The organism is Vibrio sp. 10N.261.55.F4, assembly GCF_041470465.1.
Classification (GTDB): domain Bacteria; phylum Pseudomonadota; class Gammaproteobacteria; order Enterobacterales; family Vibrionaceae; genus Vibrio; species Vibrio crassostreae_C.
The window spans coordinates 1-15,975 of record NZ_JBFRMM010000016.1 but is presented as its reverse complement, the minus strand read 5'-3'; the positions used below and the strand labels follow the sequence as shown (position 1 = coordinate 15,975).

Genomic DNA, 15,975 nt, shown 5'->3' with positions numbered 1-15,975 from the left:
GAGCAGAGCTTTGTTTAAAGAATTTATGAATCGACTAACTGGGCGTTAGAAGTAGTAACGAATACCTGCAGCGAATTGGTCATCTCTGTTTTCGAATTTATTGCCAACGAGCTGATCTTTACCTAGGTCGAATTGGTATTCAGTCCAAACTAGGAATTTGTTCTTCTGGAAGTGGTATTCAACACCAGGGATAAGCAGGTTACGCTCATAGCCATCTGTTTGGTCATCACGATCTTCCATGTAGTTGTAGTTCAACGTAGGGCGTAGGCCATTGTCGAAGTGGTAGTAAGTGTAGATTTCACCACCTAGGGTATCGAACATTACATCCGTACCGCCTTGGCTTACAGCTTCCCAGTTTTCGCCAACATGGAAAGTGGCACCTGCGTAGAAGCCGCCGTTGCTGTAGTTCGCACCCAATAGCATGATGCGCATGTTGTCGCCATTTTCTACGCCAACCACACCTGAGTCTAGGTCTGCAATTTCATTTTGGTGGTAAGCTGCACCTAGTGTTACGCCATCAACCGGTTTGTAAGTGATTGACGCACCCATTCCGTTTTTCAATGAAGCTGTCGCATTACTCGCTAGTGCCACTTCTTCACGTGTCGTTTGGTAAGTGAAGCCGTAGCTTACTTGGTCGTTGATTGAGTTACGGTAAGTAATGGAGTTTTCTGCTCGACCTGTACCAGATGCAATACCCCAGTCAGAAAGGTTGTAAACACCTGAGCCGCGAGTACCGAAGACACGACCTAAGTCGGTGTACCATGCGACGTCATAAAAAGTAGACCACTGCTTAGTACCTGCTGCGATCTTGCCGTATTTGTCGTGCTCTACGCCTGCGTATAGAAGTCGGTCGTAAATATTGTCGCCGTTAGCACCTGAGTTGTAACCCCATTCAGCATGGCCAAAGCCAGTCCAGCCGTTATCGAGTCCCATTTGACCTTTAAGGCCGAAACGAGAGCTACCGCTGTTCCACTCACCGTTGTGGTCGCCGCCCTTATCTTGGTAACGAACGTCGAAACGACCGTCTAAAGTAAGGCTATCGCCCGCGTCATTGGTAAAAGTGTGTGCAGCAAAAGCAGAACCTGAGGTAAGTGCTGTCAGGATCACTGCTGAAAGAATCGACTTTTTCATTGTAATTCTCTTTATTCAGGCCGTAGAAAGCCACCGTGCTTTCAAGCCCGTTATATTGGTAATGGTTTGGCAGGGTGTACCCCATCCATGAGGCACTAGTAGATTCAGTTATTAGTGGAGCAATAATGAATTGGTTGGAGCACTTACTAGGAGCGAGAAGGGTCCCCCAGTAAGCGTGGCAACCTAAATCAGATGTCTATTTAGGTTGCCACTATTTCGTTTCAATCTTTTGGATTAAAGCGTATCGATTACAGCGTTGGGTTCATGATGCTTGAAGTGCGTTCGAACACATCTAGACCTTGCTGTTGTAGCCAGTAAGGAAGGTCGATAAGAACCCAGTTCTCAGACAGTTTGTCACCGTCACGGTAGTAAACGTCAACTACTTGCATGTTTGCACGTACTTCACCGCCAGTCATACCTAGGAAGCCACCTGTTGGTGTGTTTGATAGGTTTGGCCAACCGAAGAAACAAGAGAAGTTACCTTCAGCGAAACGACAAACGTGGCCGTTGAACTTCTTGTCTTTCAGGTTGTTACGGAAAGGAAGTTGGTGCTGTTGTTGGTAGCGAGGAATTGTGTAAGACGCGCCGATACCACATGGGCCGTACCAAATCATGTCTTTTGACCAGCTCTTCGCTAGTACTTCTGGTGGGCAACCCATCGCGCCGCTGTCGTTAAGAGCAGACAGGTCATCAACCATTTTGTTTACTAGAGCAAGTGTCGCAACACCTTCTTCTGGAGCCGCGTCTTCGAATAGCAGACCGTCGTGGTTACGTGGGCCAGGGTATACGAAGTGCTTACCAGTTGATGGTGGAAGTGGGTAGCAACCCGCTTGATCCATCATGCCTAGTAGGTCTAGAAACAGACCTGTCTTAGTGATTTTGCCATCAACAACACAGTTAAATTCTGCGTAGCGAACGTTCATGATCTTGCCAGTTGGGCGCATACCTAGGTATTCAGCGTCGAATAGACCCATGAAGTGACCCATGCTCATTACCCAAATCTCATCTGGGTTAACTTCGTTGTTACCACCGATGAAGATGTCTTGACGACGCTGCATGCGAGTCATTGACTTCATCATTGGTGCCCAGAATACGTCAGCTGCTGCTTGTGCGCCTTCTTGCTCACGGAATGGGTAAACACCGCGCCACAAGTAATCTTCAGAAGTGTGTGCTTTTAAAACTTCAGCAACGTTCTCGTGAGTTGCGTTTTCCATTGCATCGAAGTATTCACGAACAATGCGTTTCGCTTCTTGATATTTAGACATAATAATTTCTCTTTGTGTTGTCGAGTCAACATTCGGAACAGGACTCGATTTGGATTTTGTTACCGGCTGATTTATCAGCCGGCTTTAAACTTTTCGTATTTGAACTTCAGCGTATGAGTGTCGAATTAAGCTTTTGCTGCTTCAGCTTTTTTGCTCTTATCGAAGACGCCACCTTTTAGAGTTTCAGGCAGTGTTAGCCATAGTAGGCCGGCGATAATCCATACGATTGGTGAGCCCCACATTGCTGTTTGTAGGTCGGTACGCTCTTGGATGAAGATAAGAACCATTGGTGCCCACATGCCGATAATACGACCGCCATGGAATAAAGCTGCACCATAGCTACGCAAGCGTGCTGGGAACAATTCAGAGAAGTAACCGCCCCATACTGCAGAAGCAGACAGGCCGAAGTTGTAGATAAGACCTAGAAGAGCCAGCATGTTTAGGCCGCCAATCATCATGTCACCAGGTGCGACAAAGAAGATAGAAACCATGATACCTGCGAGGATGAAGCCGAACGCGTTGATCTTACGACCGTACTTATCTGCTGCCCATCCCCAGAACCAAGCACCGAAGAGTGAACCAAATGCTGAGATAGAGAAGATCAAACCGATGGTTGCACCATCAAACATACGAACATCTTTCAGGTAGGTAGTTACAAAGCCACCGAAGAATTGGAATCCGTAGAAGTTAAGACCAGAAAGAAGTAAACAAGTAATCGTAATTTTGCGGTAAGGCTTGCTTAACATCTCACCCCAAGAACCTTTTTTAGCTTCGGTTACTTCCCCAGCTGTATTGGTTGTTGTTTGTTGATCTTCTTCACCGTAGGCGATCACAGTTTTGTCGCTTGGTAATACAAAGATCATTAACGCTGCTGCTACAAGCGGTGGAATACCACCTACCCACATTAGGCTCTGCCAAGGTGCATCAACACTTGTAATGAAGGCTGCGTAAGCGCCCATTGCCACTAAAGCAACAGAGAACATTGAAGAAGCAAAAGCAGTCAACTTACCGCGAACCGTTGGTGTAAATAGGCCAATCATCAAAGATACAGCTACAGTGAAGTAACCACCTAAAGATAGTCCAATGATGAAACGCATTGCAGCCCAAGTGGCGTAGTCGGTAAACATCATGTTGATGATGGTTGCACCACCGTTTAATGCCGTAATTGCTATTAGTGTGGACTTCTTGCCGAACTTGGTTGCGAACCATGCACAGCTCAGAGCACCAATCAGAGCACCAACCGACTGCCAAGTGTAGAACTGAGCGGTATCAGAAAGGCTAATACCAGCATATTCTTCCACAATGTATGGGCGTACGTAGTCAATAATTACAAAGTTATAACAATAAAAAAAGTAACCTACTAGAATTGCTAGATATGCGGCTACCCTTTGAATCATAGGAACTTCGCTCATGTGTTTTTTAATGGTCATGACCGATAAACCTTTATTTTATATAGGGTGGTTTTGGTTTTAATTATTGTGTGTTGATTCTTTATCTTCATCACACCGTCTTCATTTCGGGAGAGATAATAGAATTTTTGTGGTTATTAGATCCGTGATCAAAGTCAATTTTAAAATGAGTGCGTACCCATTTTGTGCATTTTAGTGATCTTGATCTCATTTAACTGGGTTTTTGTGCTTTGTGGGGTGGTTTGAGTGTTTAATCGTCTATCTTAGTGATAATAGTCACACTTATTGTGGGTTTTTGAGGGAAAACATCCATTTTTGAGTACTATTGGCAGCGAATTAATTGCGACATACAATAAACGGAATCTAAAAATGGTTACGTACTCAAGTTTTGTGGTTATTGCTCTTTATGTGCTAACTACTTTGTTTATCAGCTACTTAGTTAATAGGCGCTATAGCGTCGGTGGCGACTTTTCGACTGGTGGAAAACAGTTTGGTTGGTTTACGGCAGGTGTGTCGATTCTTGCAACCTACATCAGCGCAATGACGTTCGTTGGCATGCCGGGCTGGGTTTATAGCTCAGGCATGGAAGCGATGAGCGTACATTTGAACTATCCAATAGTGATCTTTTTGACTGTGCTTTTCTTTGTTCCGGTGTTTTACAAGCTCGGCCTAACCTCGATTTACGAATACCTAGAGCACCGCTTTGGCGTTGTTGCTCGCACGATCAATTCCATCGTGTTCATTGTGGTTCAGTGTATTTCGGCAGGGGTTATTCTGTATGCGGTAGCCCTGATCTTAGTGCAAGTGCTGCCAGTGAGTATCTCTGAGGCGATCATCTACATCAGCGTATTTACTGCGTTGTATACCTATGCGGGTGGTATCTCGACTGTAATCTGGACTGACATGCTTCAGTCAGCAGTGTTGATTATCGGCAGCATTGCGATCTTTGTTTTATTGCTGATGAAAATCGATGCGGGCGAGATGTTGTCTCCTGAACATTTGAATATCATCAATCTCGATTTTGACTTAGGCGTCGATACCACATTGTGGGCCGGCGTAGTGGCTGTGAGCTTCTTGCACCTGAGTGTGTATGGAACTAACCAACTGATTATTCAAAGAACATTGGCGACTAAGTGTGTTAAAACAGCGCAAAAATCGATGTTGCTTTGTGGCTACGGCGCATTTTTTGTTTATCTGTTCTTTGCTGTGATGGGGGTGCTGTTAAGTGTCTTTTATCAAGACAGCAGTTTTGAAAACAGCAACGAAGTGATTCTCGATTTTGTGTTTAACCATACCAACCCAATCATTGTTGGTTTGGTGATCTCAGCACTTTCGGCTGCGGCAATGTCGACATTGGATTCCACCTATAACTCAATGGCGACGGTCGCAACGTTCGATTTCTATAAGCGCTTCTTCCGTAAGCAAGCCTCTGACGCGCACTATGAATCAGTGGCTAGAAAAATGAGCCTGGTTGCTGCAGCGTCGGTTGTTGTGCCTGCGTTACTGGCTGTTTCTAATGAATCAGTGCTTAAAACGATTGCGAGCTTAACCTCTATTTTTGTCGGTATTCGCCTTGGCTCTTTCATCTTGGGTTTGTTCTTCAAACAAGCAAACGAGAAAGGCGTAATTGCGGGCAGTATTGGCAGTGTGGCCGTCGTATTCATCGCCAAATACAGCGGAATAGCTTGGCCTTGGTTTGCCTTGATTGGCACTGTGGTTTTCTTAGTGTTAGGTGTTGTTGTGAGCCGCTTCTGGGGAGAGGTAACCGAGCAACAAAATGAATTTATAGAAAAGCAAAAGCATTTGTTTGCAAAGCCTACCGCGAGTCATTATGGCTTGTTGGTGTTCGCTGTTGTGACGATTGCTGCTTGTACTGTTATCCCTGATTGGCTTTATGCCGCTCTTTCTTAATTGACCGATTTTTTACTGGTATATCTATGTTATCGATCTTTGATATCTACAAAATTGGTGTTGGGCCATCGAGCTCTCACACCAACGGCCCAATGATTGCGGGTTTCCATTTCACACAATTAATCGCTGATAAAATCGCAGAAGTGACGCGTATTCAGGTGGATTTATACGGTTCTTTGTCATTGACTGGCATAGGTCACCACACCGACAGAGCTACAATATTGGGGCTACTCGGCAATAAACCAGACACCATCAAAATCACCAGCGCAAACCAAGCAATGCGTCATGCCGTAGACAGTGGTGAGATGGATTTAGCGGGCACCAAGCACATTGCCTTCAACTACGAAACCGACATGTTGTTCCACAAAGACAATCTGCCTCTGCATGAAAATGGCATGATGATTACTGCGTTTGACCAGAGTGGCAACGTGATTGTCGATGAAACTTATTATTCGATTGGCGGCGGTTTTATCGCAACTGCTGATGAACTGCAAAATGGTACTCAAACCCAAGCGGTAGAAGTTCCTTTCCCGTTCAAAAACGCCGATGAAATGCTTCAACAAGCTGACAATAGTGGGATGAGCCTCGGTGGTATGATTCTAAAAAATGAAGCGGAGTTCGAAGGCGCTGACATTATTTCAGAGAAAGCGGATCAAATCTGGCGAGTGATGAGTCGTTGTATGGAGCGTGGCTTTGAAACCGAAGGCATTCTTGATGGTGGTTTGAACGTAACTCGTCGTGCGCCTAACCTACTGAAAAAGTTAGAAGCGAATGCGGCGGTTGAAAACGACCCAATGGAAATCATGGATTGGATTAACTTGTTTGCGTTTGCGGTTAGCGAAGAAAATGCGGCTGGTGGCCAAGTGGTAACATCACCAACCAATGGTGCGGCGGGCGTTATTCCTGCTGTGTTGATGTACTACCATCGCTTCATTAAAGAGTTGGATACTAAGCAGTTAAAAGATTTCTTAGCGGTATCGGGCGCGATTGGTATTCTGTACAAAACTAACGCTTCGATCTCTGGTGCGGAAGTAGGATGCCAAGGTGAGGTAGGCGTATCATCCTCTATGGCGGCTGCGGGATTAACGGCACTACGCGGTGGCAGCAATGAGCAGATCTGTATTGCGGCGGAAATCGCGATGGAACACTCATTGGGTATGACTTGTGACCCAATTGGCGGCTTGGTTCAAGTGCCGTGTATCGAGCGAAATGCGATGGGTGCGATGAAGGCAATTAATGCATCTCGCATGGCATTGAAGCGAAACAGCAAGTCTTTGATCTCACTCGATAAGGTCATCGCAACCATGTACCAAACCGGTAAAGACATGAACAAGAAATATCGTGAAACATCACTCGGTGGTTTAGCCTTGATCCATCTAGCTCATCCTTGTGAATAGCTAAGCCAGTTAACCCAGTAAATAATAACGTTAAGCCCAGAGCCTTAGACTTTAGAAATCTATCGCGGCTGGGCTTTTTGTTTTATGTGTTTTAGGGAGCTAATCTGAAAGCGGTAATCGATAGCTGTTTTTCAACTCTTTTACTGAGATGTTCGACTGAATCGCACTCACGCCTTTGACTCGTCTGATCGAGCTAATACGCTCAAAGTACTCTTCCAAATCTTTGGCCAACACTTGCACCATGTAATCGGCGCCGCCTGCAATGCAGTGACACATAGGAATCCAATCGGTTACCGCGACAAATTCTTCGAATGGTTCTGTGTTTTCAACTTCATGGTTACCCAAGGTCACAAGAGTAAAACCAGCCACATGAAAGCCTAATTTCTTACGATTCAGCTTAGCGGCGTAACCATCGATATAGCCAGTTTCCTCCATGCGTTTCCAACGACGCCAGCATGGGGTTTCGCTGAGGTTGACCTTCTCTGCGAGCTTGCTGTTGCTCATGCGTCCGTCTTGCTGGATATGCTCTAAGATGGCGATATCTGTGTCATCCAATACTTCTTTGGTGGATTCTTTCTGTTTCATGGCTATTTTGGAAAATTCTTGCTCAAATTTGGATTAATATTAGCCTATATAGCAATTTAATTCCTAGTCGAATCTGTAAACTCTCTCCCTATAAATACTTTACTTATTAGGAGTGAGAGGAAATGAGCTCTCAATTAATGCTGGCGTTCTTGCTATTTTCAACATCAATTGCAATTACCCCTGGGGCAGGCAATATCGCATTACTTGGGATTTCAAGTCGTTATGGATTTGCTGCGACTTTACCTTTTATCTCTGGGAACGCTGTTGGCATCATCATCGTACTGGCGGGTTCTAGTGTCGGTTTGGTGAGCCTATTTACCCTTTACCCAGAGCTATACAGCATTTTGAAATACGCGGGTGCGGCTTATTTGCTGTTCATGGCGTGGTCGATTGCGAATATGCAAATCGAAGAAAGCACCACTGACAATCGTTCAGGCTTTGTGTCGGGTGTGTTGGTGCAGGTGTTAAATCCTAAAGGTTGGATAGCGTCATTAACCGTGTTTTCGCAGTTCATCACTCCGAATGCAGATTACTTGATTCAAGTCGTGACCATTATCGCGGGTATGGTGATTACCGGTGTACCGTGCATGTTGGTGTGGGCGTATTGCGGCACCATGCTTAAAAAGCTACTGCAATCACCAAAACAGATGATGTTTGTGAACCGTTGCTTGGGCGGAAGCTTAGCGATGGTGGTTGCCTTTATGCTTTATCAACCGGCGTAAATCACAAAGAAAAAAACCACTCCTAAATCCATAGGAGTGGCGTCTAAATGTCGACTAAGTCGTTAACAGTAAAGAATTAAGTTAACAAATATTTAAGGAGCTTGAGTTAAAAGCTTTAAGCTTTTCAGTGTAAAGGTTAAGCGGTTTCAGCCTCTTTAACTGGAGCTGAGTTACGGATTAGGTGGTCAAATGCACCTAAGCTTGCTTTCGCACCTTCACCCATCGCAATGATGATCTGTTTGTAAGGTACGGTTGTTACGTCACCCGCTGCGAACACACCTTTCATTGATGTTGCGCCATGAGCGTTAATTTCAATTTCACCGCGTGGTGAGAGCTCAACTTTCGAACCCTTCAACCATTCGCTGTTTGGCATCAGGCCGATTTGAACAAAGATACCTGCGAGTTCAATCTGTTTAAGTTCATCGGTGTTGCGGTCTTTGTATTCCAGACCGGTTACACGGTTGCCATCACCAATCACTTGCGTTGTTTGTGCCATCTTGATGATTTCGATGTTTGGTGTTGCGTTCGCTTTGTCGATAAGCACTTGGTCAGCGCGCAGTGTGTTCGCAAACTCAAGCACAGTTACGTGTTCCACGATACCTGCTAGGTCGATAGCCGCTTCAATACCTGAGTTACCGCCACCGATAACCGCTGTTTTTTTGCCTTTGAACAATGGACCGTCACAGTGTGGGCAGTAAGCAACACCTTTGTTGCGGTACTCTTGCTCACCCGGAACGTTCATTTCACGCCAGCGAGCACCGGTACTTGTGATAACCGTGCGAGCTCGTAGTGTTGCGCCGCTCTCTAGCTCAACGTGGATGTAGCCGTCTTCAGTGTCTTCTGCTGCAATGATGTTTGCAGCGCGCTGCTCAGTCATTACTTCAACACCGTACTCTTTTACGTGCTCTTCAAGGCTTGCCACTAATTTAGGGCCGGTGGTTGCTTTCACTGAGATAAAGTTCTCAATCGCCATGGTGTCCATCACTTGGCCGCCGAATCGGTCAGCAACCACACCAGTACGAATGCCTTTACGTGCAGCATAAATTGCCGCTGAAGAACCTGCAGGGCCGCCGCCGACAACCAATACATCAAACGGTGCTTGTTGGTTTAGGTTTGCTGCTTTCTTTTCCGCTGCGCCTGAATCAACCTTGTTAAGGATTTCAGCCAGTGACATACGGCCTTGACCAAATAGCTCACCATTAACGAATACACTTGGTACTGCCATGATGTCGCGAGACTTCACTTCATCTTGGAATGCTGCGCCGTCGATCATCGTTGTCTTAACCAGAGGATTAATCGCCGACATCATATTGAAGGCTTGAACCACTTCTGGACAGTTTTGGCATGAGAGCGAGATAAAAATCTCTACATTAAGCTCTTGATCGAGTTCTTTAATTTGCTCGATTACGTCCGCTTCAAGCTTGATAGGGTGACCACCACTATGAAGCAGTGCTAGAACCAGTGACGTAAATTCGTGACCCATTGGCAAACCGGCAAAACCGATCGCGGTGCCTTTCTCTTGGTTCACGACCTGCATGATAGGGCTGCGAGTGCTTGCGCTGTCATCGCGAGTCACTTCAATTTTATCGGTTAAAGACGAGATGTCATTCGCCAGATCTTGAAGTTTGTTCGCGGTGTCGCTGCCATCCAGGCTAAGCACTAACTGAACATTGGTTTTTAGGTTTTCTAGGTATGCTTTTAGCTGCTGCTTCATTGCTTGATCTAACATAATCGTGCCTGCTCTTAAATTCTGTGTCTTGGTATTGACCAATACCTTCTTGCTGAAAAAGGAAAATAAAAAGGGGGCGCAAGTCGGCAAATATTGTGGTGTTGATGTTTTGAAAGGGTGGCGCGCGACTGCCCTTTAGGAGGGGGGCCGAAGCGCGCCTGTAGAACCGTTTAGCTATTCTTGTTAGCTAGGCTTAGATTAAATCTTGCCTACTAGGTCTAGAGATGGAGCTAGAGTCTCTTCGCCTTCTTTCCATTTAGCTGGGCAAACTTCACCTGGGTTAGCGGCTACGTATTGTGCTGCTTTAACCTTGCGTAGTAGGTCTTCTGCGTCACGGCCGATGCCTTCAGCTGTGATTTCCATTGCTTGGATAACGCCTTCAGGGTCGATTAGGAACGTTGCACGGTCTGCAAGGCCTTGACCTTCACGCATAACGTTGAAGTTATTTGTGATGTTGCCAGTTTGGTCACCTACCATGAAGTATTCGATAGTGCCGATTTTGTCAGAAGTATCGTGCCATGCTTTGTGAGAGAAGTGAGTGTCAGTTGATACTGAGTAAACTTCTACGCCGCGAGATTGAAGCTCTGCGTATTTGTCTTGTAGGTCAACTAGCTCAGTTGGACATACAAACGTGAAGTCTGCTGGGTAGAAGAAGAATACAGCCCACTTGCCTTTAACGTCTTGCTCAGTGATTTCTACGAATTCGCCGTTTTTGAATGCTGTCGCGTTGAATGGTTTAATTTCTGTGTTGATCATGATTCGACTCTCTTTCTAATTTGTAGTGTTTAACGCTATCCCGCGTCGATGGAGCTATATTGCATTCGCACCGAAAATTAGTGAAATCGGACATTTCTATAGATTCAATAGGCAAATCCTATCTTCGTAAGAAGATCGCTATCGACAAAAGCTATCAAACTAGGGCTACGTTCTATTTGGGTAGCTATGCTCTTTAGGCTGTTCTTTATTTCGGCTTATCTCTATTCACGTAAGCCTCTATGTATCTAAGTATCTAAGTAGGTAAGTAGGTAAGTAGGCAAGGGCAGGCATGGCTTCTTTCAGCGAGCTGGGATTTGATGCTAAATCTGTAAATAACAAAAAAATTATCATTAATATAATTTATGATAATTTCAGTTAATCGTCACATCTCCATATACTCTCTCCATCGAAACGAAACATCGAAGCCAGTCTTCGAAACGCACAGAATTAAAAACGAATTTGGAGCAAGTTATGAAAATGAATCACGTAGGCATCATGGTTGGCGACATGGACAAAGCAGTCGAGTTTTACACGAAAGCGCTGGGTCTAAGAATCGTAATGAACAACACCAAAGTAATGGAAGAGCGCGAATCAGCAATCGGCCGTATGTGTATCGCAGTATTTGGTGAAGGCTTCAAAGGCTTCAACATTGCACACCTAGTCACATCTGATGGCATCGGTGTTGAGCTGTTCGAAATGAAAGATCGCCAAGAGCGTCACGAAGTTGATTTCTCTCGCCTAGGCATCTTCCACTTCTGTCTACAGCTTCCAAAAGAACAGTTCCATTCAGCTATCAAGCGCGTTGAAGAGTATGGCGGTAAGGTTCGTATGGACATCATGCGTTACCACCCAGAAGACGAACTAAAACAAGCGCAAATGGTTTATCTAGAAGACCCGTTTGGCAACCTATTCGAATTTTACTCGCACACATACGAAGACACCTACGCGACTGATTACGAGTAATAGCGTTACTGCCTTCCATAGGTAGAAAAACCGAAACACCCCCTAAAGAGGATTGGTAGCGATACCAATCCTTTTTTGTGTCTGTAGGGCTAAATTTGGGAACATCGGATAAACTATCGGTTGCACTAAAACAAGCCGACATTGTTGCTCTATAGTGCAACATTGGACTGATTGAAAACTTAACTGATTGATAAATATGATGTTAAACCATTGGCATATATGTTGCTCTATTGCCTTTATGTAAATTGTATACAATAAAAAATACATAAAGGAAGTCACATGGAACAGAACAGTGAATTGATCTACGGGTTGGACGATCGACCATCAGTCAAAGCAGCCAGTTACGCGGCGCTGCAGCATGTATTAGCCAGCTTTGTTGGAATTATCACACCCACGCTCATTATTGGCGGTGTTTTAGGGTTAGGTGAACACACTCCTTATCTGATCAGCATGGCATTAATGGTGTCTGGGGTAGGTACCTTTATCCAAGCCAGAAAAATAGGGCCAGTTGGTGCAGGGATGATTTGTGTCCAAGGAACCAGCTTTGCATTCTTAGGATCTGTATTAGGTGCGGGCTTCCTTGTTAAAGCGAATGGCGGTGGCCCGGATGAAATGCTGGCGACCATTTTTGGCGTTTGTTTCTTCGGTGCGTTTGTCGAAATCGTCCTATCGCGTTTTATCGAAAAGTTGAAAGTGGTGATCACCCCAGTTGTAACCGGAATCGTTATCACCACGATTGGTATCTCTTTGATTAAAGTTGGCGTCACAGATATTGCTGGTGGCGTTGGTGCCGAAGATTTTGGCTCTGGAAGCAATCTGATGTTGGGTGCCATCGTCCTCGGAACCATAGTCGTGCTTAACCTGAGTAACAATAATATGGTTAGGCTGTCGTCGATTTTAGTTGGGTTGGTAGTTGGCTGGGGCGTTGCCATTTTGATGGGTAAAGCGTCTATGGTTTCTTTTGCTTCTCAACCGCTATTGAGTATTCCTGTCCCATTTAAATATGGCTTCGCTTTTGATTGGCAAGCCTTCCTGCCTATCGCTTTTATCTACTTGATTACCGTTATTGAAACCACGGGTGACCTTACCGCCAACAGCATGTTTTCAGGGCAGCCGGTTAAAGGGCCTAAATACCTCAATCGACTCAAGGCTGGCGTGCTGGGTGACGGCGTGAACTCACTTATCGCCGCGGTATTCAATACTTTTCCGAACACGACTTTCAGCCAGAACAACGGTGTGATCCATTTTACGGGGATCGCGAGTCGCTACATCGGCTATTTTATTGCCGCGATTCTTTTTCTGTTAGGGCTATTTCCCATCTTAGGTGCGGTATTAATGACGATTCCAAAGCCAGTCTTGGGCGGGGCGACATTAGTGATGTTCGGCACGGTTGCTGCTGCGGGCATCAAAATCATCGCTAATGAGAAACTGGATCGCCGCAGAATCATGACGATAGCCATCTCACTAGGCTTAGGGCTTGGGGTGATGCTAGTGCCGGATTTATTGAAAGAAGCGCCCAAGCTAGTGCAAAGCATATTTGGCTCACCAGTCACGATGTCGGGTGTTGCTGCTCTTGTTATTACCGGGTTGATGTCTTTGGTGCCTGAAACTAAAGCTAAGCCTGTGGCAAGTTCGGTACAAACCAGTAAAGCGTAACTTATACAGCCGAGAAGAAGCGTAGGTGACTGATTACGGACAATTGCGTTATCTACCTACCATAGGCAGAAAAACGAAACATCCCATAGAGAGGATTGGTAGAGATACCAATCCTTTTTTGTATTTGGATGTTTGGCTGAGTGACTTATCTACATGAAGTGATTAAGAAATGTACAGATTTAAGACGTTGTTAAAGTTGACGTTTTGAAGATAAAACCTTTCATGAATATGACTGAAGCGAGCGTGCTTCATGAAAACATTGCGCAATCACACTAGTGATAGCCTTCGCTGAGAACTCATAATACTCAGTTCAATACTGCTGAACCGCACTACAATGAAAATAGATAAACATTACATGAAGAAGATCTACTGAAATAGCATGAAAAAACTAAACCTTATCTTTGCCGCTTTTCTTATTACTTTGCTTGCCGGATGCACCTCAACGTCGGCTGTCGGCAGTTCTAAAACAAAGGAATATGCCAAGTCACATGCTCTTGCTGGTAAAGCTTCTTGGTATGGCGATAAATTCCATGGAAGGCTCACAGCAAGTGGTGAGACGTATAATATGAATGCGACTACTGCGGCTCATAAAACCTTGCCATTCGGGACTATCGTGAGAGTGACCAATACAGACAATAACAAGTCTGTTGATGTGAAAATTAATGATCGAGGCCCTTATGTAAAAGGCCGAGTGATCGACCTGTCGCACAAGGCATTTGCAAAAATCGGCAACGTTAAACAAGGCACCGTGCCTGTTAAAATCGAGATTGTTGATGATAGTAATACCTTTCGATACAAACACTAGAATCCCCTCCTAACCTCCCCTTGGTTTACATCTCCGATCCCTTACCAGTAGTGGGAAAGGGGAGGAACAGAACCTCGATATCGGTGAATCAATAGCTCATTTATGCTTACTCAATAAGGCTGCTTTGTAGCCTTATTTGTGCCTTTCGATAATCCATTTTTAATAAGACTATCTTATTTCTAATATGTGGGTTGATGATGTTATGAGGTAAATAAATCAGTATCTTAGCTTTCTTATCATTAGGGTTCATTGAAATTCATTGTGAAATAATGAAAAGCTGAACTAATCCAAAATTGGTTGTGGCGGGCGTGTAATAGAAAGGGGGAGGTACAATTGATGGGAGAAGAAGACTCTCAAAGAGAGGGAAATTACATTTCGTTACTCACTGAAGTAAATCTGAAATATTAGTGACACGGTTCTGAAATTTTTGGTGTTTAGCTTATGGGCTTCTATATCGCATTCAAATAAGGAAATACCCGTGAAGCTAACCCCTGTCGTTGCAGCCCTAATTATGTCTTTTAGCTCAGCAAGCTATGCTTTCAGTCTTCAACAATCTGCCAATGAAAACAGTGAAGATCTCGTATGGACAGGGCACCTAAGCCCAGACAGCGACACGGTAATGTCTGCGATGCTCGCGGCTCATATCTATGGCGGTACAGCGACAGTACCAGAGCCTATCAATCCAGAATCCACCTTCATCTTGAACTACTGTAATGCTGAATCACCACGCGTAGAGACAGATTACTCTTCATACCGAGTGGGGCTGGTGGACTTCAATCAAGTCACTCAACTAGCACCAACTATCGACCAAGCATCGATTGTTGCTGTGGTTGATCATCACGCAATTGGTGGCTCACCGATTAACACCCCACAAATTGTCGAAATGGATATTCGAGGTTGGGGATCGGCTGCAACTATTCTGGCTGACAACGCTGAAAAGCTGGATGTGACACTACCTAAGCACCTTGCTTGTGTAGGCTTAGGCGCGATCCTTTCTGACACTGTGGTATTCCAATCATCAACCACGACTGAGCATGATCGTGAATATGCTGAAAAACTGGCAAAAGTTGCAGGTATTTCAGATATCGAAGATTTCGGCCAACAGATGCTGATTGCTAAGTCGGATCTCAGTCATCTTTCTTCTGAAACCATTCTGACGCTGGATTACAAAAACTTTAAATACGGTGGCAAACAGGTGGGTATCGGTGTGGCTGAAACGCTAACGGCTCAGCAATTGATTGACCGCAAAGATGAGCTTTTGGCGGCTATGAAAGCCTACAAAGAAGAGAACGGGCTAGACTATCTGTTCTTCTCCATCACAGACACCAAGAACAAAAAAGCAAACTTACTTTGGGTGGATGAAAGTGACTACCAAGTCATCAAATCTGCTTTCAATGCTGAACCAACAAGCGATATGTTGACGCTAGAAGGCGTCACTTCGCGTAAGCGTCAGATTGGCCCTGCGGTTCAAAAGGCAATTGAGAGCTTGTAAGTAGAAAGAGAGTTTGGAGGGGATTGGTAGAAATACCAATCCCTTTTTTAATTATTGGGCGTCTAAATGGGATTTGGACAAAACTGTGTTTGGACTTTTCAGAGTTGATGGATAATTGGATAACTAAGGCAGGCTCATAGACAGGATCTTAAGA

General features: G+C 44.9%; 13 protein-coding genes. 7 read left to right on the top strand and 6 right to left on the bottom strand.

Annotation, left to right across the window (positions count from 1 at the left end):
* Positions 1–45: 45 nt before the first annotated feature.
* From AB4249_RS09275 to AB4249_RS09265, 3 genes are all read right to left on the bottom strand, one after another.
* Positions 46–1,131 (bottom strand): porin, encoded by a 1,086-nt coding sequence (locus tag AB4249_RS09275; protein ID WP_017065839.1) that lies wholly within the window; start codon positions 1,129–1,131, stop codon positions 46–48.
* A 248-nt stretch (positions 1,132–1,379) separates the two neighbouring features.
* Positions 1,380–2,396 carry a nuclear transport factor 2 family protein gene (locus AB4249_RS09270; protein ID WP_017065254.1) on the bottom strand — a complete coding sequence of 339 codons (1,017 nt, stop codon included), beginning with the start codon at positions 2,394–2,396 and terminating at the stop codon, positions 1,380–1,382.
* Between the two features lie 125 nt (positions 2,397–2,521).
* Entirely contained in the window at positions 2,522–3,826 is a 1,305-nt protein-coding gene (locus tag AB4249_RS09265; protein ID WP_017065255.1) for an MFS transporter, read from the bottom strand.
* Positions 3,827–4,174: 348 nt separating this feature from the next.
* On the opposite strand from AB4249_RS09265, the gene AB4249_RS09260 reads away from it, so the two are divergent.
* Together AB4249_RS09260 and AB4249_RS09255 are read left to right on the top strand one after the other, a co-directional pair.
* On the top strand, positions 4,175–5,716 hold the full coding sequence (locus tag AB4249_RS09260; protein WP_372102879.1) for a sodium:solute symporter family transporter: 1,542 nt from the start codon (positions 4,175–4,177) through the stop codon (positions 5,714–5,716).
* A 26-nt stretch (positions 5,717–5,742) separates the two neighbouring features.
* Positions 5,743–7,113 (top strand): L-serine ammonia-lyase, encoded by a 1,371-nt coding sequence (locus AB4249_RS09255; protein WP_017065257.1) that lies wholly within the window; start codon positions 5,743–5,745, stop codon positions 7,111–7,113.
* Between the two features lie 99 nt (positions 7,114–7,212).
* Here the strand turns inward: AB4249_RS09255 and AB4249_RS09250 are convergent, their stop codons facing one another.
* Positions 7,213–7,698, bottom strand: coding sequence for an Lrp/AsnC family transcriptional regulator (locus tag AB4249_RS09250; RefSeq protein ID WP_017065258.1), 486 nt, complete (start codon positions 7,696–7,698; stop codon positions 7,213–7,215).
* 122 nt (positions 7,699–7,820) lie between these two features.
* Here AB4249_RS09250 and AB4249_RS09245 point away from each other — a divergent pair, with 122 nt between their 5' ends.
* Positions 7,821–8,420 carry a LysE family translocator gene (locus tag AB4249_RS09245; RefSeq protein WP_017071831.1) on the top strand — a complete coding sequence of 200 codons (600 nt, stop codon included), beginning with the start codon at positions 7,821–7,823 and terminating at the stop codon, positions 8,418–8,420.
* A gap of 136 nt (positions 8,421–8,556) precedes the next feature.
* Here the strand turns inward: AB4249_RS09245 and ahpF are convergent, their stop codons facing one another.
* Positions 8,557–10,149, bottom strand: coding sequence for an alkyl hydroperoxide reductase subunit F (ahpF, locus tag AB4249_RS09240; protein ID WP_102320539.1), 1,593 nt, complete (start codon positions 10,147–10,149; stop codon positions 8,557–8,559).
* A gap of 198 nt (positions 10,150–10,347) precedes the next feature.
* Complete coding sequence (gene ahpC, locus AB4249_RS09235) at positions 10,348–10,905, bottom strand: alkyl hydroperoxide reductase subunit C (RefSeq protein ID WP_016798107.1); 558 nt, start codon at positions 10,903–10,905, stop codon at positions 10,348–10,350.
* 471 nt (positions 10,906–11,376) lie between these two features.
* Between ahpC and AB4249_RS09230 the strand changes: the two genes are divergently transcribed.
* The 4 genes from AB4249_RS09230 to AB4249_RS09215 all read left to right on the top strand — a co-directional run bounded on the left by AB4249_RS09230 (position 11,377) and on the right by AB4249_RS09215 (position 15,821).
* The gene (locus tag AB4249_RS09230; protein WP_029406249.1) at positions 11,377–11,868 is read left to right on the top strand and encodes a VOC family protein; all 492 of its coding nucleotides are present in this window, start codon (positions 11,377–11,379) and stop codon (positions 11,866–11,868) included.
* A 279-nt stretch (positions 11,869–12,147) separates the two neighbouring features.
* Positions 12,148–13,524, top strand: a complete 1,377-nt coding sequence (locus AB4249_RS09225) for a uracil-xanthine permease family protein (protein ID WP_372102877.1) — start codon at positions 12,148–12,150, stop codon at positions 13,522–13,524.
* 379 nt (positions 13,525–13,903) lie between these two features.
* Positions 13,904–14,329 (top strand): septal ring lytic transglycosylase RlpA family protein, encoded by a 426-nt coding sequence (locus tag AB4249_RS09220; RefSeq protein WP_372058596.1) that lies wholly within the window; start codon positions 13,904–13,906, stop codon positions 14,327–14,329.
* A gap of 478 nt (positions 14,330–14,807) precedes the next feature.
* Positions 14,808–15,821: a manganese-dependent inorganic pyrophosphatase gene (locus tag AB4249_RS09215; RefSeq protein ID WP_102447007.1), complete on the top strand. Its 1,014-nt coding sequence runs from the start codon at positions 14,808–14,810 to the stop codon at positions 15,819–15,821.
* Positions 15,822–15,975: the final 154 nt, after the last annotated feature.